Genomic DNA, 17,337 nt, shown 5'->3' on the forward strand with positions numbered 1-17,337 from the left:
CCGGCGGTCTAAGCCAGCTTCACCAGCAGCTTCATGAAGGTGGCGATCTCCTTGGCGGAGAGCGGCGCCAGCGTTTCCTGGGTGATCTCGCGCGCCAGCGGGATCAGGCGGTCGATGGCATCGCGGCCTGCCGCGGTCAGATTGACCAGCAGCCGTCTCTTGTCGACCTCGTGCCTGGAAAGCTCGACCAGGCCGCGCGCCTTCAGCCGGTCGATGACGCCCTTCACCGTCGCCGCATCCATCGCGATCAGCGTGCCGAGCTGGTTCTGCGAGGTCTCGCCGACGTCACGCAGCTTGGCCAACGCCGCGAATTGCGGCGGCGTCAGATCGCCGATATGCGCGGCAAAGATCGCGACATGGCGCTGATGCGCCTTGCGCAGGATGAAGCCGACCTGCTCCTGCAGCAGGTAATCCTGGTCGTCCGGCGCCTCGACCTCGACCAGCTTGAGCAGATTGTCCTCGCCGCTCACCGCAAGCCATCCCAGGCTTTGATGTCATCGGCCGCGAGACCACCCATGCGATTGTGGATGCGCGGGCCACAGGTCATGGCGAGGCAGAACAGGATTTCGTCTGGGCGCGGACCATCGCTGATGCCGACTTCCATGGCGTCGAAATGGCTGCGCACATAGGCGGCGTTGATGTGGCCGAGCGGTACATCGAGCTTTGAACCGAACGCGCCGACCTTTTTGGCCGACGGCACGATCGCCTTGGCGTCGCCGAGCCGTTCGCGCATGGCGTAGCCGCCGGGCACATGCCACAGCGCACCGTGCTCCAACTCGCCCGCCGTGCCGACAATGGCGCCCTTGCCGTAGCCGTCGATCTGCTTGACGTCGCCGCCGAGCGCCGCGATCAGCCGGTCGGCGAGCAACAGGCCGAGCGGCTTCAGATCGTCCATGGCGCTCTGCAAGTCTTCGACATAGCGCCCGGCGAACGGGTTTTTCACCAGGGCCATGGCGGCGGCGCGGCGGCGCGGCACCTGGGCCACCGGCCCGCCCTCGTGAAAAATCTCTTCGGTCAGCACCGCGATTTTGCGGATCGAAAACTCAGGCATGGGCAACTTCCTCCCTCGAACTTTTGTTGGGCGCGGCAAGCGCGACCGAGCCACTAATGCGGATCTCACCGCCAAGAAACAGCGCCGATGCGGCAATCAGGCCGCGCCGGCGAAAATCTTCGGCGACGGCAAGGCCTTTGTCCAGCGCCCGCGCCACTTCGCCAAGGCCAAGCGTGCCGACACCATGTGTCACCAGCCGCGCGCCGAGATCGCTGTCGGGCGACAGTTCGTGCGCGGGAATGCGCTTGATGGCGGGATTGCCGGGCAGGTCCACCGCGTTGGCAATGAGGGTCGCTGCCGCATCTGCCTCGGCGCCGGTCCGCGCGAGCACGGTGACGGCGTCGGCAATGCCAAGCGAGAAGGAGCGGCCGCGCCAGCCGCTGGTGGCAACGCCACGAACGCCATCTTCCGCGCGGATCGTGATCCGGTCCGCCATGCCGTTGCCGGTGCCGGCGACCGCCAAGCCCATCGACTTTCCCCTGCCGATATGGATTGCGCAGTCGCCGCCATTGTTGACATAGGCGCGCTCGAGCTTGCGACCGGCAAGCAATGCGGCGAGCATTTCGTCGGCTACCGATCCCGCGACGGCGGCCATCGGTGTTATGAAGCATTCCGCCAGGGGCATAACGGCTGCTTCCATGCGGCGCGCCGTCGGGCCGGCGAAGCTGCGCGGCGCCAGGAAAAACGCCGGTAGTCGCAATTCGGGGAGCTCCTCGACCAGCTCCATCAGGATCGTCTGGAACCGCGCTACCGCCTGTTCATAGGCTCGGCGGCATTCATCCGCCTCACCAAAAACCTCGACGATCAGGTCGATCGGCCCGTGGTTGAGATGCAGCCGCTTGCCGTCCTGCAGCCAGTTGGCTTGCGGGCCTTGCATCACCCGGCCCCGTTCGAGCCGGCACGGCGCAGCTGCGCGAGTGGCGGCCATGGATTGGTGGCTTCGGCGCCTGTGCCGCGGCGCGGATTGAGGTACTCACCGCCTTTTGCGACAATATCCTCGACGCTGCGGATCTCGGCCTCGTAGCCGCCAAGCCTGACATAGTCGTCGCGGCGCAGCGTGAATTCGATCGGCGCCACCAGCGCCGGCGTCGGCACATAGCCGAAGGCACCCTCCGGCACTCTGGTGACATCGACCATCAGCGTGATGCCGCCACCCGGCCAGACATAGACCGGCGCGCCGCCGACCGTGACATAGGTGGTCAGGCCCTGAACCGAGCGGGTGAGATTGACCGGGTTTTCGGTGACGCCGGCCCGCAGCGAGCCGCCGGCGCCGCCGATGAACAGCACTGTGCACAAAGCTGGCTCGCAATTGTCCTCGATCAGCCCGACCGACTTCTGCAGCCGTTCGGGGAAAGGTTTTTGCACCGGTTTCAGTTCGTCGTCGAGTTCGTAATAGGCGAACTGTTCCCCGGTGGTCGACACCATCAGCAGCGACAGCCCCGGCCGCGCGCCTTTCTTGGCGTTCCACTCGCCGAGGATCGACAGCGGGTCTGAAATGCTGGTGCCGCCCCAGCCAAGCCCGGGTTCGGAGACCTTGAAATAGCGGCCCGGCGTCGAACGGCGGCCTATGATTTTTATCCCGGTATCCTGCCAGCCCAGCACCTTGCCGGCCTGATGCTCGGAAACGACGCCGGTGATGTGGTCGTCGACCACCACCACCTCGTCGACAAGGCCGCGCCATTGCGTGGCGAACATGCCGATGGTGGCCGAGCCGCAGCCGACGCGCATTCGGTGTTCCTGCTTGCCGTCGATGACAGGTGCTTTGCCGGCTTCGACTATGATGGTGGCGCCGCCGTCGATGGCCAGTTCCACCGGCTTGCGGTTGCACAGATTGAGCAGCGCGTCACAGGTGGCGCGTCCCTCGGCCTTGGAGCCGCCGGTCAGATGGTGCACACCGCCCAGCGACAGCATCTGCGAGCCATACTCGCCCGTCGTGACATGGCCGATCGCTTCTCCTTGCGATCGTACGACAGCCGTTTCGGGTCCGATATGACGGTCGGTGTCGATCTTCACCTTGACGCCGCAATAGGAGAAGATGCCCTCGGTGACGACGGTGACGAGATCGACGCCTTCGACCTCCTGGCTGACGATGAAGGGGGCCGGCTTGTAGTCGGGATAGGTGGTGCCGGCGCCGATTGCGGTGACGAAGCGGCGGCCGGTGTTGACCAGTTCGCCATCCCATGCCTCGCCCTCGGCGACGAACGGCACGATCGCCGCGCCGGTCTCGGCCGCATGATCGAGGATGGTCAGCGGATCCATCCGCACGATCCTGCCGCCGACATTTCCGTAACGGTCGCAGGCGCCGGTGCGCCCGTCAGCGATGTAGCACATCACCGGACAGGCATCGCAGCGGATCTTCTCCGCCACCAGCTTCTCGCCGGGATCATGGGTCTCGAAGCGTTCGGCAAGCTCGCTCATCGGCGTGCCTCCTTTTCGCGGATGCCATCTTTTTCGCGGATGCCAGCGCGGATACGCGTCGGCGTCGCCGGAATCTTGGTGACCAGCACGCCGGTGGCGTGGCGGATGGCGTTGAGGATCGCCGGCGCCGTCGGGATCAGCACGTGCTCGCCCAAACCCTTGGCACCAAAGGGTCCTTCCGGATCCGGAACTTCTATCAGGATGGTTTCGATCGGCGGCACGTCGCCAATGGTCGGGATGAGATAATCGTGCAAATTCTCGGTGCGGCCGGGGATATACTCTTCCATCAGCGCCATGCCGATGCCTTGCGCAATGCCGCCTTCGATCTGGCCCTCGGCCAGCAACGGGTTGATCGCCTTGCCGACATCATGCGCGGCGGTGATTTTCAGCAGCTTCACCGTGCCGAGCTTGAGGTCGACCTCCAATTCGGCGATCTGCGCGCCATAGCCGTAGACGGCGTAGGGTTTGCCCTGGCCCTTGGCGTCGAGGGGCAGCGTCGGCGGGTCGTAGGTCTCCTCGGCGCGAAAGACGAAGCCTTCGGCATCCACGTCCAATGTGGTGAGATCGATGCGGCGGGTGGCTTCTCCCTCGCGGATGACGATCGCCGAACCGTCCAGTTGCAGAGCGGCTTTTTCCGAAACATTGGCGAAGCGCAGGATCTTTTCGCGCAAGGCGCGGCCAGCCTTTTCGGCCGCCTTGCCGGTGACGAAGGTCTGGCGCGAGGCCGAGGTCTTGCCGGCGTCGGGGGTGATGGCTGTATCGGCGCTCTTCAACTGGAATTTCTCAAGCGGCAGGCCGAGCGCGTCGGCGCATATCTGGGCGATGACCGTGTTGGATCCCTGGCCGATATCGACGGCGCCCTGGTGCAGGATGACCGTGCCGTCAGCCGCGATGCCGACCCGGATGGTCGACGGGTTGGGCAGCGAGGTGTTGCCGCAGCCATACCAGCAGGACGCGACGCCAACGCCGCGCTTTCTATCCCTGCTGGCGCTGTTGAATGCATCCGCATCGGCAGTTGCCCGTACCCAATGCGGCTGCAGCGATTCGAGGCATTCGGCAATGCCGACGCCGGACTCCAGAAGCTGCCCGGTAACCGTTTCGGATCCGTTACGAAGGCAGTTCTTCAAGCGAAAATCGAGCCGGTCCATGCCGAGCTTGCCGGCTAGCTCGTCATACAGCGTCTCCTGCATGATCGTCGCTTGCGGCACGCCGAAGCCGCGGAAGGCGCCGGAGATCGGCCCATGCGTGTGGATGGCGCGGCCTTCGGCGCGGTAATTCGGCGTCGCGTAGGGTCCGGAGGCGTGCACCGGCACGCGGTTGGCCACGGTAGGGCCCCAGCTTGCATAGGCGCCGGTGTTGAAGTCACCTTCGAAGATCATGCCGGTGACAAGGCCATCGGCATCGGCGCCGATGGTCGCTCTCATCTCGGCCGGATGGCGCTTGGTGGTCGAAATCATCGATTCGGTGCGGGTGTAGGCAAGTGCCGCCGGCCGCCCCGTCTTCATCGCCACCAGGCCGATCAGCGGCTGCAGCGAAACGTCGAGCTTGGACCCGAAACCGCCGCCGGTCGCGGTCGGCACGATGCGCACCTTGTCGACGGCTAGGCCGAGCACCTTCGCCGTCTCGTCGCGGTCCATATAGGGCGCCTGGGTGCAGGCGACGACGACCAGCGTGTCGCCGTCCAGATAGGCATAGCCGGCTTCCGGTTCGATATAGGCGTGCTCGACATAGGAGGTGTCGATGGCGCCGGACACGGTGAACGCAGCGCCGGCAAGCGCCGTCTCGGGGTCGCCTCGCTCGACCAGGCCGGAGGTGAGCAGGTTCGCCGGCCGACTTTCATGGATCAGCGCAGCACCCTCAGCCTGCGCCTCGGCAGGTTGCAGAAAATGCGGCAGTTCGCTCCAGCGGATAGGAAAATCCGACAAATCGAGATCGAGTATCGCCTCGCGCTCGCCGGCAACCAGCGCCACCGCCTCGCCACGGAGCCGCGCAAACCCTTCGGCCAGCGCCGGCTGGTCGGCGAACGGGCCGATAGCGCCGAAACAGTTTTTTCCGGGAATGTCGGCGGCTGTGAAGACACCGGCTATGCCGGGATGCGCCTTCGTCCAGCCGTCGAGGTCGCCGAAGGCGAAGCCGGCGTGATAATGCGGCGAGCGGACCACCAGCACGGCCAGCGCATCGGCGGGGAAGGAATCGCCGCCGAATTTCTCAGCCCCGGTGACCTTCGGCACGCCATCGAGCCGGACGGGCGAGGAGCCGATCGCATGGCCTGATCGAGGCAAGCGGAAATCGAGGCTTGCGCCCTGCAGGGACGCATCCATCACCGCCGCGATGATCTTCCGGTAGCCGGTGCAGCGGCAGAGAATACCGCCCAGCGCATCCTGCACCTCGGCCTCGGTCGGGCTTGGCTGTTTGTCCAGCAACGCCGTTGCCGCGACCAGCAGCGCCGGCGTGCAGATGCCGCACTGCGCCGCGCCATGGGCAAGGAACGAGGCCTGCAGCGCCGACAGCCGGCCATTGGCGAGGCCTTCGACGGATGTTACCGCCGTCCCGGCGGCGGAAGCCGCCGACATCAGGCAGGCGCAGACCGGATCGCCGTCGACCAGCACCGTACAGGCGCCGCAGTCGCCGGCGTCGCAGCCGACCTTCGTGCCGGTCAACAGCAATTCATCGCGCAGCACCAGGGACAGGCGGCGCAGGGGCGGCACATTGACCGAGACGGCGGCGCCGTTGACCTCGAAGGCGATATCGGCGCGCAAAGCGCCGAACCCTGGCTGGGCCCTGCCCGGATCGGGCAGGGCTTCACGCGCGTCAGGCTGAATTTGGCTCATGCCGCCACCTCTTCGCCAGTCGTACGCCCCATAGCCGCGAGCACCGTGCGGGCAACAATCTCGCGCACCGCATCGAGCCGGTATTCGGCGCTGCCGCGCACATCGGCGATCGGCGACAGTTCTGCCATCGGCGCGGCCAGGACCGCGTCGGCGAGTCCGCCGTCCACCGGCAGACCGTGCAGCGCGGCTTCGACGCCGGCCAGCCGCTTGGCCACCACCGAACAGGAGCCGGCGGCGACCGCCGCTTGCCGGACAAGGCCATCCTGGACGACCAGACGCGCCGCCACCATGGCGATGGAAATGACGAGATAACGGCGCGCGCCGAGCTTGACGAAAGCCGACGTGCCGCTGGGTTTAGGCACGCGGATGGCCGTAACCATCTCACCGGGCAGCAGAGCCGTGTGGCGATTGCCGAGAATGAAGTCCTGCAGCGGCAGGTGCCGCGTCGCGGCAACTGAGCGCAGCTCGACCTCCGCGTCGAGGACGAGCAGGGCCGGCACGCCGTCTGCGGCAGGCGATGCGTTGCAGAGATTGCCGGCGACCGAGGCGACGTTCTGGATCTGCACCGAGCCAACCTCACGCGCCGCCTGTTTCAGCGCATCGAAGGCCGGAGGCAAGGGATGGCGGACGATGTCGGTCCAGGTCGTGCGCGCGCCGATGACGAAATGGTCGTGCGTCTCGGCAATGCCGCGCAGCGAAGCCAGGCCGTTAACGTCGAGAACATTGTCGCGGAAGGGTTTGCTGCCCTGTGCTGGATAGAAATCGGTGCCGCCGGCAAGGATGCGCCAGGCGCCCTCGCCAAGCAAAGCGAGCGCTTCGTCGACCGAGGTGGGTTTCGCGTAACGGATCACGCTTTGCCTTCCAGAAAGGAACTTTCCGAATCCGGTATTTCCGGCGTTCGAGCCGAGAAACTCATTCGTATGCAAATGATATCAAGCCCGCAGGATTTGTCAAAGCCCGAGTTTGCGGCGGCCCGGCCGGCACGCATTTGTTATGTCGCGAGAGGTTGACGCCGCCGGCCATCTGGTCAAGTTTCTGCGTCCGGTCGCGTCAGCGGCATTTTCCACTGGAGCCTGCATACGGAAGAGGAAAGCCCATGGCCGACGAAGCGCTTGTCGTCATCGACCTGCAGAACGATTTTTGTCCGGGCGGTGCGCTGGCGGTTGCCGGCGGCGATGAGATCGTGCCGCTGGTCAACGACCTGATCCGGCGAACCGACCATGTCGTGCTGACGCAGGACTGGCATCCCGCCGGTCATTCCAGCTTTGCCTCCAGCCATCCTGGCGCGCAGCCTTTCACGATGATCGAAATGCCCTATGGTCAGCAGACGCTGTGGCCGGACCACTGCATCCAGGGCAGCCTGGGCTCGGATTTCCATTCCGGCCTCGCCTGGACCAAGGCCGAGCTCGTCATTCGCAAGGGATTTAGGCCTGATATCGACAGCTATTCGGCTTTCTTCGAGAACGACCGCACGACCCAGACCGGCCTTGCCGGCTACCTCCGGGAGCGCGGCATCGACACGCTGACCCTGGTCGGGCTGGCGACCGATTTCTGCGTCGGCTTTTCGGCGCTGGACGCCGTCAGCCAGGGCTTCAAAACCACAGTGCGGCTCGATGCCTGCCGCGGCATCGATCTCAACGGTTCGCTCGATGCCATGCTGCAGCGCCTGCGCGACGCCGGCGTGACGCTCGAAGACCCTTTGTCGGATTGAACGGCCGTTGGGCAAGCACCCCCTCACCCGGATTGCCAGCCGAATTGCGAAGGGCAATTCGGGGCAATCCGACCTCTCCCCGAGGGGAGAGGAGGCTGCCGGCGCCGAAGCTCGTCTCTTCTCCCCAGCGGGGGTCCGAAGGACGGGCGAGGCCCGTGACTCGCCCCGGCATAGGTGGCCGCGTAGCGGCCGGATGAGGGGGCCTTTTTTATATTTGATCCCCTTGTTGGCAGCATGCGCTGCAATGATTGCCGCGATGCTGTTTCCGGCACAGGCATTCGCCGCCGAAGACCACGGCCTGCCCGGTGCTTCGATGTCGCTGTGGTGGGCGCTGCCCTTTGCCGGGCTGCTGTTGTCGATCGCCACCGGTCCGCTGCTGTTTCCTCATGTTTGGGAACATCACTACGGCAAGATATCGGCCCTTTGGGCCGCACTGGTGATCGTGCCGCTGGCGGCTGCCTTCGGTGGTCCCACAGCGACCGAAGCGGTGCTGCATGCGTTGCTCACGGAATACATGTCGTTCATCATCCTGCTGTTTGCGCTGTTCACCATTTCGGGCGGCATTCTCCTTGCCGGCAACATTCACGGCACGCCGCTGGTGAATGCAGGCCTGCTGCTGGTCGGCGCGCTGCTGGCCTCGGTGATAGGCACGACCGGTGCCTCGATGATCCTGATCCGGCCGATCATCCGCGCCAACGATAACAGGCCGTTCAACGCCCATGTCGTCATCTTCTTCATCTTCCTGGTGTCCAACATCGGCGGCTCGCTGACGCCGCTTGGCGATCCGCCGCTGTTCGTCGGCTTCCTCAGAGGTGTCGACTTCTTCTGGACGACCGCCAATCTCTGGCGCGAGACCCTGTTCGTCGGCGGTGCCGTGCTGGCCGTTTTTCTGGGCATCGACATCATCCTGCATCGGCGCGAGGCTGGCGCGCCGAAGATCAAGGATCCGACGCCGGACACGACGGTGCGTCTGCGCGGCCTGGCCAACCTTCCGCTGCTGGCAGGTGTGATCGGCGCCATCCTGCTGTCGGCGGCCTGGAAGCCGGGCGTCAGCTTCTCCGTGTTCGGGGTTAGCCTGGAACTGCAGAACCTGGTGCGCGATGCCATCATCCTGGCGCTCGCCCTGCTGTCGCTTCCGCTCTCCTACAAGAGCCACCGCGAGGCGAACGGCTTCAATTGGGGTCCGATATCGGAGGTGGCCAAATTGTTTGCCGGCATCTTCGTCTGCATCGTGCCGGTCATCGCCATCCTCAGGGCGAGCCATGAGGGGGCACTGGCGCCGCTGGTGTCGCTTGTCAGTTCACCCTCGGGTACGCCCAACGATCTCGCCTATTTCTGGCTGACAGGGGCATTGTCGTCCTTCCTCGACAATGCGCCGACCTATCTGGTGTTCTTCGAGCTTGCCGGCGGCGACCCCCGGCACCTGATGACGGAGTTCGCTTCGACGCTTGCCGCGATCTCGGCCGGCGCGGTGTTCATGGGCGCCAACACCTATATCGGCAATGCGCCGAACTTCATGGTCTACGCCATCGCCCGCCATCGCGGCGTGAAGATGCCGGGCTTCTTCGGCTACATGCTGTGGTCTGGGCTGGTGCTGATCCCGATATTTTTGGTCGCGGGCTTTCTGTTCTTCGGCTGATCACCCGACGCCGACATAGCGGCGGACCGCCGACGGGTCGGCGCGCAACTCCTCGACGTCGACCGTCTCGCGGTTGCGGCCGTTTTCGATGAAGGCAACGTGGTCGGCGACCGAAAGCACTGCATCGACACGCTGCTCGACCAGGATGGTCGAGACGCCCATGTCGCGCAGCTTCGACACCGTCTCGCGGATCTTGGCGATCATCGACGGCATCAGCCCTTCGGTCGGCTCGTCGAGCAGCAGCACTTGCGGTTCGAGACAGAGCGCGCGCGCCATGGCCAGCATCTGCTGTTCGCCGCCGGACAATGTGCCGGAACGCTGCCGCAGCCGCTGGCGCAGCAATGGAAAGAGGTCGAGCACGTTTTCACGCGTCGCCTTGCCCTTGCTGCGGGCCATCAGGCCGATCTCGATGTTTTCGGCCACCGTCATTTCGGCGAACAGCCGCCTTCCCTGCGGCACATAGGCGACGCCGGCCTTGGGCACTTCATGCGCCGGCAGACCAGTCAACTCTTGGCCAGCCAGTTTGATCGAGCCGGCGCTTGAGGGAACCAGCCCCATGATGGCTTTGAGCGTCGTTGTCTTGCCGGCGCCATTGCGGCCGAACAGGCACAGCACCTCGCCCTTGTTCAGCACCAGGTCGAGGCCATAGAGCACCTGGACCTCGCCATAGTAGCAGTCCAGTCCAGAGATGGTCAGCGCCTCGGACTTTGCCTCGGTCATGGGGCGGTCCCCAGATAGGCTTCCTGCACCGCCGCGTTCTCGCGGATCGCTTCGGGGGTGCCTTCGGCGAGGATCTTGCCGGCATTGAAGACGGTGATGCGATCGGCCAGTTGCATGACGACCGGCATGTTGTGCTCGATCAGAAGCACGGTGGCGTTCTTGGCGATCTCGCGCACCAGGGTGATGAAATTGTCGATCTCGCTGTCGGCCAGCCCTTGCGTCGGTTCGTCGAGAATCAGCAGGCGCGGCTTCAGCGCCAGGCCCATCGCCACTTCCAGCAGGCGCTGGTGGCCGTAGGACAACTGCCCGGCCGGCATATGGGCGCGGTCGGCCAGGCCGGTGCGTTCCAGTGCGGTCATGACAGCGGCCTGTATCGCGCTCTTGGAATGGCTGCCATGCCGCTGCGTCAGTTGCGCGGGCAGCGCGACGTTGGCGTAAACGGACAGGTTGGCATAGACGCTGGTGAGCTGGAAGGTGTAGGCGATGCCCCTGCGCACCCTGACATAGGCAGGCAGATTGGTGATGTCGGCGCCGTCGAAGACGATCATGCCGGCAGACGGCTGGATGCGGCCGCTGACCAGGCTGACGAAGGTGGTCTTCCCCGCCCCGTTGGGGCCGATCACGGCGCGGATCTCGCCCGGCATCAGCGCGAAATCGACATTGTCGACGGCGCGCAGACCACCGAAATTGCGCGACAGGCCCTTGGTGGTCAAAAGCGGCATCATGGCAGCCACCCGAGCCAGCGCTGGCGGATGCTGCCCAGAATGCCTTTCGGGAAAAACAGCACCAGCAGGATCAGCGCGATGCCGACGATCAGCAGATAGGCGGAGGTGTAGCCGCTGGTGATATCGATGACATAGTACATGAACAGCGTGCCGATCAGCGGTCCGAGCGTCGTCGCGGCACCCCCCAGCAGCACCCACAGCAGCGGCAGGATCGAATACTGCACCGACGCGAAGCTCGATCCGACATAGCCGAACAGCAGCGCATAGGCGGCCCCCGAGGCCGCGCAGATGATGCCGGAGATGACGACGGCGACAAGCTTGTTCGAAAACGTATCGTAGCCGAGCATCTTCGTGCGCTCCTCATTCTCGCGGATGGCGACCAGCACGCGGCCATAGCGGGAGCGGACGATGGCCAATGTGACGAGCAGCACGATGGAAAACAGCGCCAGCGCTGTCATGTAGCGCACCGTCGGATTGGTGAGTTCGAGCGATGTAGCGCCAAAGCTGAGCACCCGCGCCGGCTGCGGCACGACCATGCCTTGGTCGCCGCCGGTCCAAGTCGCGAAGTAGAGGATGAGGAGGTAGAACACTTGAGCGAACATCATGGTGACGATCATGAAGGCGACGCCCGTGGTGCGCAACGCCAGCAGGCCGATCACGAGTGAAACAACAACACCACAGCCGAGGCCCGAGGCGAATGCCGCTGGTACGCTCCAGCCGAGCTGGATGACGGCAAGGCCGGCGCCATAGAGCCCGGCGGCGAAGAACATCGCATGGCCGAGGCTGAGCAGGCCGGCATAGCCGAACAGCATGTTGTAGCCCATGGCAAAGACCGCCAGCACCATGATGCGGGCAAGCAGGCCGTGATAGTAGTCCGGCAGCAGGAAGCTCAGCACGAAGAGCAGGGCGATGACGCCGAGATGCAGGGCATAGGCTTTTGCCGGCGAAGCTTCGCTCATCGCGATGCCGTCCCGAACAGGCCTTGCGGGCGGAACACCAGCACCATGGCGACGAGCAGCGTGGCAATGATCTTGGCCAGCGTCGGCGAGAAGAACATCGAGATGATGCCGTCGGAGAGGCCGATCAGCACGGCGGCGACGACCGTGCCGCGCAGCGAGCCGAGGCCGCCGATGATGACGACGATGAAGGAGAGCAGCAGCGGATCCTGTCCCATCAGATAATGCGCCTGGCTGATCGGCACGATCAGCACCGCGGCAATGGCCGCCAGCATGGCACCGAGCGCGAAGACGCCGCCATAGACACGGCCGACAGGGATGCCGAAGGCCTGTGCGGTTTCGCTGTCATACTGCGTGGCGCGCATGACGAGGCCGATCCTGGTGCGCGTCAGCACCAGCCATGTCGCGGTGAGCAGCAGCGCGGAAGCGGCGATAACAGACAGTTTGTAGCCGGAATAGCCGAACCACGGCAAAAGGATGCGGTAGCTGAACGGCGGCTCGACCGGCCGAGCCTCCGGGCCATAGAAAGTCAGCGCCAGCTGCTGGATGATGTAGAGCATGCCGATGGTGGCGACGATGGTGGCTTCCGGATTGTAATTGAGCCGGCGCAGCACCAGCCGTTCGGCGACCAGCGCAATGGCGCCGACGATCAGCGGGGCAATCACCAGCGCCGCCAGGAAGCCGAGCGCAGGGTGACCGCCGATGGCCGTGGTGATCGCCCAGGCGAGCACCGCGCCCAGCATGAAGAACTCGCCATGGGCGACATTGACCACGCGCATGACACCGAACACCAGGGACAGCCCAAGCGCCGTCAGCGCCAGCACGGCTGAGGTGACGAGGCCTTCGAGGGCAGCGAGGAGGAGGTGGGGACCAAAGTGCATCGGTTACACGCTGGCAGGCGCTTGCTGGAATGCCAAACTCACAGCGCCTGCGTCGTATAATCTCCCTCGGCCTCGTAAAGCCCGTCCTCGATCTTGGTCTTGTGCACGACCTTGAGCTTGCCGCCCTCGACCTTGGAGATGTTCTGGATACCAAAGCACTGGTGGATCTTGCCGTTGAAGGTTTTTGGCCCCTGCGGATGCTGCGGGCCTTCGGCGAACTCGGTCAGTGCCTCGGTCGCCTCGACCAGCTTGGCGCGGTCTTCCGGACCCTTGTAGCCGGCGTCTTCCATTGCCTTCTTGACGACATAGAGCGTCTCCCAGCAGCCGAACATGTGGGCTGCGGTGGAGACATCCTTGGGATCGCCGACGGCAGCGCCATTGTCATCGATGCCGACAGCGGTGCGGTAGGCCTTCTGCGCTTCGGAATCGTTGGCCTGCGCATAACGCGGCGAGCCTTCCCAGAAATGGCTGCCGTCGAGGAATTCGAGGCCGGGACTGTTGATGTCGGTGGCTTCGAGCGAATCGATGAAGCCGAACAGTTGCGGCCGGTTGGAGCCATAGAACTCGCCGAGCTCCTTGACGAAGGTCAGCACGGCCGGGCCGACCATGACGTGGTAGATCACCTCGGTCTCGGCCGGGATCTGCGGGAAGTATTTGGTGAAGGACGATTCCGTCGGCGGGATGGCGATCTGCGCGATGACCTCGCCGCCTTGCGCCTTCAGTGCCGGCGGCAGGTAGTCGCGATGGTCGTAACCGAAAGCGAAATCGGGGAAGATCTGCGTCACCTTCTTGCCGGCATTGGCCGCGATCCACGGCGCCATCGACTGGATCTGGCTCTTCACGTCGGTGATGCCGGGCTGGAAGACATAGCGGTTCAGCTTTGTCGAGGCGACGTGATGGCCTTCGCTGACGACGAAATAGGGCATCTTGTTTTCGCCGGCGGCGGGCGCAGAGCCAATGACGACATGCGAGAACAGCGTGCCGAAGACGATGTCGGTCTTGTGCTGGGTGGCGAACTTGCCGACCACCTCGGCGCCACGGCCGGGATCGGTGCCGTCATCCTCGATGATCACCTCGACCTGACGGCCGTTGATGCCGCCGGCGGCGTTGATCGCATTGACCGCGGCAGCCGTGGTCTTCTCGTACCAGCGGCCATAGGCGGCGCCGATGCCGGTGCGGTGCGACTGGAAGCCGATCTTGATCGGCGCCGAACTCTGCGCCTGGGAATAGCGGACGTAGCCGGGGGCCAGGCCCAGGCCGGCGCCGGCGACCAGACCCTTCAGCGCCGTGCGGCGGGTGAGCGTGGATCTGGAGAGATCGAAAAACCCATTCTTGTCAGTCACGGCAGTTCCCCTGTTTTTGAGTTTTGACTGGCTGTAACGAGGCAAAAAATCGCATGTGTACAAACTAAATCACCAAAGCCCCGACGTGGCAAGCGGGCTTTCCCCGAAGGCATGCTGGTCGCCTTTTCTCATCCGACAGTCGGCGTGGCAAGCAACCAGAGGCCGAAGACGGTGTAGGCGATCATCAGCAGTGTGAGCGGGAACTGGCTGAGTGCCGCGCGGGAGGGCTCTGGGTGCAGGCGCCAGGCGAAGCCGTGAGCGACGAGGACGGCGAGCACATGGCCCAGGATGATGGCGCCGGCCTGGATATTCCACAGCCACCACGCAGAGTCCGCTCCCGCAACGATGCCGGCCTCGATCTGCATGTCGGCGGTGCCGAACAGGTTCCAGCCCATCGCCAACGGATCGGAAAGTGCCGCAAGCGCATATTGGCCGTCGACGAGCAGCGCCGTCAGATAATGCGCAACGTGATAGGCAAGCGCAATCGGCACGATCGACCACACCAGCACGCCGGCCGCCTGGGCAAGGGTGTGATCGCAGCCGGCAAGACGCTGGCCGAGCCAGACGGCAAGCAGGAACACCGCGGCCAGCAGCGCGAATGTCAGGATCAACCCGAAAGTGCCGCTGCCGGTCAGCGCGGTGCGGCCGGGAAATTCGAGCGGGTTGATGCCGAACAGGCCGAGCCAGAAGAAGGTCTTCGACAGGCCGTCGAAGGACACCGACGACAGGGCCAGCAGCAGGAAGGCGATGCCGCTGGTCGGCAGGGGCTGCGCCGTCAGCAGCTTGGCGCCGGGCCAGCACAGGCCAAGCCGGCCGTCTTGGTTGCGTTCGGCCACGGCGAAGCGCGCCACCATCGAGAAGAAAACCGTCAGGAATTCACCGCTGCGGCTCCAGTCGCGATAGCCGAACGCCAGCATGGCGAGGAAAGAGAACAGCCAGTAGAGGCCGGCGGCCAAGGCCAGCCGCCCCGGATCGTCGGGCGCCGGATCGATGAGTTCGAACCAGGCGAAGGCGAAGAACAGGATGACAGCCGGCCAGCAGCCGACCCATCCGGGCAGGCGCCATGCTCCGTGATCCCTGGTCCCGAACAGGCGCGAGGCGAGACGCCATGCTCCATACCAGGGGTTCAGCCATGACCAGAGGTCGCCGAAGACACCCTGCAGCAGCGTGACGCCGGCCCACAACAGTGTCCAGATCACCAGTGGCAAAGGATTGGAAAGCGGGTCGCGGCTGCCGAAAAAGCCGGCGGCGATGAGAATTGCAAAGCCGGCGAAGGATAGCAGGCTGATGGCGGCGCGGGTGGCGTCGCTCAGGGCAAACAACGGCAGGCGCCGGCGCCAGAAACGGTCGAGCAAATCCGCAGGCAGCAGCGCCAGGACGAGGAAGCTGATGGCCACGGCGAAGGCGCCGCCGGCCAGATAGTAGCCGGTCGGCAGGAGCAGGACATGGCCGCGATCGGAGGCGTGGGCGAAGGCGGGGGTAGGGAGGGAGATCAATGAAGTGGCGAGCCAAATGGGCAGAATTTGCGAAAGGAAGCACTTTACGGCGCCCCCCTCTGTCCTGCCGGACATCTCCCCCACAGGTGGGGAGATTGGCAGTTTCGCCGCCGGCTCTTCCCTGGCAATGTTGTTGATTGGCGAAAGCAGAGATGAGGGAGCAATCTCCCCCCTTGAGGGGGAGATGTCCGGCAGGACAGAGGGGGGCGCCAGGGAACTCGTACTATCCAGGAACCCCACCCCTCACACCTTGACCAATTGCTCCACGCGGTCCTTCTCGCCGAAAATTCTGAGATACCGCTCGATCTCTTTCACATCGCCGGTCGCCTTGGCCGGATTGTCGGAAAGCTTGACCGCTGGCCTGCCATTGGCCTCGGTGACCTTGCAGACCAGCGATATGGCGTCGAGGCTGTTGGTTTCCGTCGGCGCGCAGCCTTCGAAATCATTGGTCAGATTGGTGCCCCAGCCGAAGGACATGCGCACCTTGCCCTTGAAGTGGCGATAGGTCTCCTCGATGGTCTCGACTTCGAGCCCGTCGGAGAAGATCAACAGCTTCTGCTTGGGATCCTTGCCCTTGTCGCGCCACCAGGACAGGATCTTTTCGCCGCCTTCGATCGGCGGCGCGCTGTCGGGGCGGAAGCCCGTCCAGTCGGCCACCCAGTCCGGCGCATCGCGCAGGAAGGATGCCGTGCCGAAGGCGTCGGGCAGCACGATCAAGAGATTGCCGCCATAGTAACGCTGCCAGTCCTGCAGCACCTTGTAGGGCGACTGCCTCAGCTCTTTTTCCGAGTCGGCGAGGGCGGCGAACACCATCGGCAGCTCATGTGCGTTGGTGCCGAGCGCTTCGAGGTCGTTGTCCATGGCCAGAAGCACGTTGGAGGTGCCGGTGAACGCTTCGCCGATGCCTTCCTTCAGCGCCTCGACGCACCAGCGCTGCCACAGGAAGGAATGGCGCCGGCGCGTGCCGAAGTCCGAGATGCGGATGCCGGGCAGCGCCTTCAGCCGCTCGGTCTTGGCCCACATCTTGGACTTGGCGCGGGCATAGAGCACGTCGAGCGCGAAAGGCCCGAACGCCCGCATCGCCGCGCGCGATCGAAGTTCATTGATGATGGCGAGCGCGGGGATTTCCCACAGTGTGGTGTACATCCACGGCCCGCTGAAGGTCAGTTCGTACTGGCCGTCGCGCTTCGACAGCTCGTAGTCGGGCAGCCGGAAGCCTTCCAGCCAGGCGAGGAATTCTGGCTCGAAGATCTGCTTGCGGCCGTAGAAATTGTTACCGCCGAGCCAGATCATCTCCTTCTTGGAGAAGCGCAAGGTGCGGGCATGGTCGAGCTGTTCGCGCAGTTCGCTCTCGTCGATTTCGTCGGCCAACCGCACCGAGGTCGTGCGGTTGATCAGCGAGAAGGTTGCGTCGACCTTGGGATACATGCCCCAGATCATCTGCAGCATCAAAAGCTTGTAGAAATCCGTGTCGAGCAGGCTGCGCACGATCGGGTCGAGCTTCCAGGTGTGGTTGTAGACCCGCCGCGCAATATCGGTCTTAGCCATGTCTCAACACCGCCTTCG

15 protein-coding genes are annotated in these 17,337 nt (G+C 64.6%); 2 read left to right on the forward strand and 13 right to left on the reverse strand.

Annotation, left to right across the window (positions count from 1 at the left end; translation table 11 throughout):
* Window positions 1-8: 8 nt before the first annotated feature.
* Genes NP945_RS12685 through NP945_RS12710 form a run of 6 tightly spaced genes read right to left on the reverse strand, consistent with a single transcriptional unit; the run spans window position 9 to window position 7,151 of the window.
* Entirely contained in the window at window positions 9-470 is a 462-nt protein-coding gene (locus NP945_RS12685; protein WP_127271007.1) for a MarR family winged helix-turn-helix transcriptional regulator, read from the reverse strand.
* On the reverse strand, window positions 467-1,051 hold the full coding sequence (locus NP945_RS12690; RefSeq protein WP_127271009.1) for an amino acid synthesis family protein: 585 nt from the start codon (window positions 1,049-1,051) through the stop codon (window positions 467-469). The genes NP945_RS12685 and NP945_RS12690 overlap by 4 nt, the downstream gene beginning before the upstream one ends.
* Complete coding sequence (locus NP945_RS12695) at window positions 1,044-1,928, reverse strand: UPF0280 family protein (RefSeq protein WP_256746533.1); 885 nt, start codon at window positions 1,926-1,928, stop codon at window positions 1,044-1,046. Before NP945_RS12695 ends, NP945_RS12690 begins: the two co-directional genes overlap by 8 nt.
* Entirely contained in the window at window positions 1,928-3,469 is a 1,542-nt protein-coding gene (locus tag NP945_RS12700; protein WP_256746534.1) for a 6-hydroxynicotinate reductase, read from the reverse strand. The genes NP945_RS12695 and NP945_RS12700 overlap by 1 nt, the downstream gene beginning before the upstream one ends.
* Window positions 3,466-6,300 (reverse strand): molybdopterin-dependent oxidoreductase, encoded by a 2,835-nt coding sequence (locus NP945_RS12705; RefSeq protein WP_256746535.1) that lies wholly within the window; start codon window positions 6,298-6,300, stop codon window positions 3,466-3,468. The genes NP945_RS12700 and NP945_RS12705 overlap by 4 nt, the downstream gene beginning before the upstream one ends.
* On the reverse strand, window positions 6,297-7,151 hold the full coding sequence (locus NP945_RS12710) for a xanthine dehydrogenase family protein subunit M (protein WP_256746536.1): 855 nt from the start codon (window positions 7,149-7,151) through the stop codon (window positions 6,297-6,299). The genes NP945_RS12705 and NP945_RS12710 overlap by 4 nt, the downstream gene beginning before the upstream one ends.
* A 245-nt stretch (window positions 7,152-7,396) precedes the next feature.
* Here NP945_RS12710 and pncA point away from each other — a divergent pair, with 245 nt between their 5' ends.
* On the forward strand, window positions 7,397-8,011 hold the full coding sequence (pncA, locus tag NP945_RS12715) for a bifunctional nicotinamidase/pyrazinamidase (RefSeq protein WP_128309136.1): 615 nt from the start codon (window positions 7,397-7,399) through the stop codon (window positions 8,009-8,011).
* A 244-nt stretch (window positions 8,012-8,255) separates the two neighbouring features.
* Entirely contained in the window at window positions 8,256-9,650 is a 1,395-nt protein-coding gene (locus tag NP945_RS12720) for a sodium:proton antiporter (RefSeq protein ID WP_256746537.1), read from the forward strand.
* Here the strand turns inward: NP945_RS12720 and NP945_RS12725 are convergent, their stop codons facing one another.
* The 7 genes from NP945_RS12725 to pncB all read right to left on the reverse strand — a co-directional run bounded on the left by NP945_RS12725 (window position 9,651) and on the right by pncB (window position 17,319).
* Complete coding sequence (locus NP945_RS12725; protein ID WP_256746538.1) at window positions 9,651-10,370, reverse strand: ABC transporter ATP-binding protein; 720 nt, start codon at window positions 10,368-10,370, stop codon at window positions 9,651-9,653.
* Complete coding sequence (locus NP945_RS12730; RefSeq protein ID WP_127321451.1) at window positions 10,367-11,095, reverse strand: ABC transporter ATP-binding protein; 729 nt, start codon at window positions 11,093-11,095, stop codon at window positions 10,367-10,369. The genes NP945_RS12725 and NP945_RS12730 overlap by 4 nt, the downstream gene beginning before the upstream one ends.
* Window positions 11,092-12,054, reverse strand: a complete 963-nt coding sequence (locus tag NP945_RS12735; protein ID WP_256746539.1) for a branched-chain amino acid ABC transporter permease — start codon at window positions 12,052-12,054, stop codon at window positions 11,092-11,094. Before NP945_RS12735 ends, NP945_RS12730 begins: the two co-directional genes overlap by 4 nt.
* Window positions 12,051-12,932: a branched-chain amino acid ABC transporter permease gene (locus NP945_RS12740; protein WP_127321453.1), complete on the reverse strand. Its 882-nt coding sequence runs from the start codon at window positions 12,930-12,932 to the stop codon at window positions 12,051-12,053. The genes NP945_RS12735 and NP945_RS12740 overlap by 4 nt, the downstream gene beginning before the upstream one ends.
* A gap of 38 nt (window positions 12,933-12,970) precedes the next feature.
* Window positions 12,971-14,275, reverse strand: a complete 1,305-nt coding sequence (locus NP945_RS12745) for an ABC transporter substrate-binding protein (protein ID WP_128287691.1) — start codon at window positions 14,273-14,275, stop codon at window positions 12,971-12,973.
* 128 nt (window positions 14,276-14,403) lie between these two features.
* On the reverse strand, window positions 14,404-15,846 hold the full coding sequence (locus NP945_RS12750; protein WP_256746540.1) for a hypothetical protein: 1,443 nt from the start codon (window positions 15,844-15,846) through the stop codon (window positions 14,404-14,406).
* A 168-nt stretch (window positions 15,847-16,014) separates the two neighbouring features.
* On the reverse strand, window positions 16,015-17,319 hold the full coding sequence (gene pncB, locus NP945_RS12755; protein WP_256746541.1) for a nicotinate phosphoribosyltransferase: 1,305 nt from the start codon (window positions 17,317-17,319) through the stop codon (window positions 16,015-16,017).
* Window positions 17,320-17,337: the final 18 nt, after the last annotated feature.

This window comes from Mesorhizobium sp. LMG17149 (assembly GCF_024518695.1).
Lineage (GTDB): Bacteria > Pseudomonadota > Alphaproteobacteria > Rhizobiales > Rhizobiaceae > Mesorhizobium.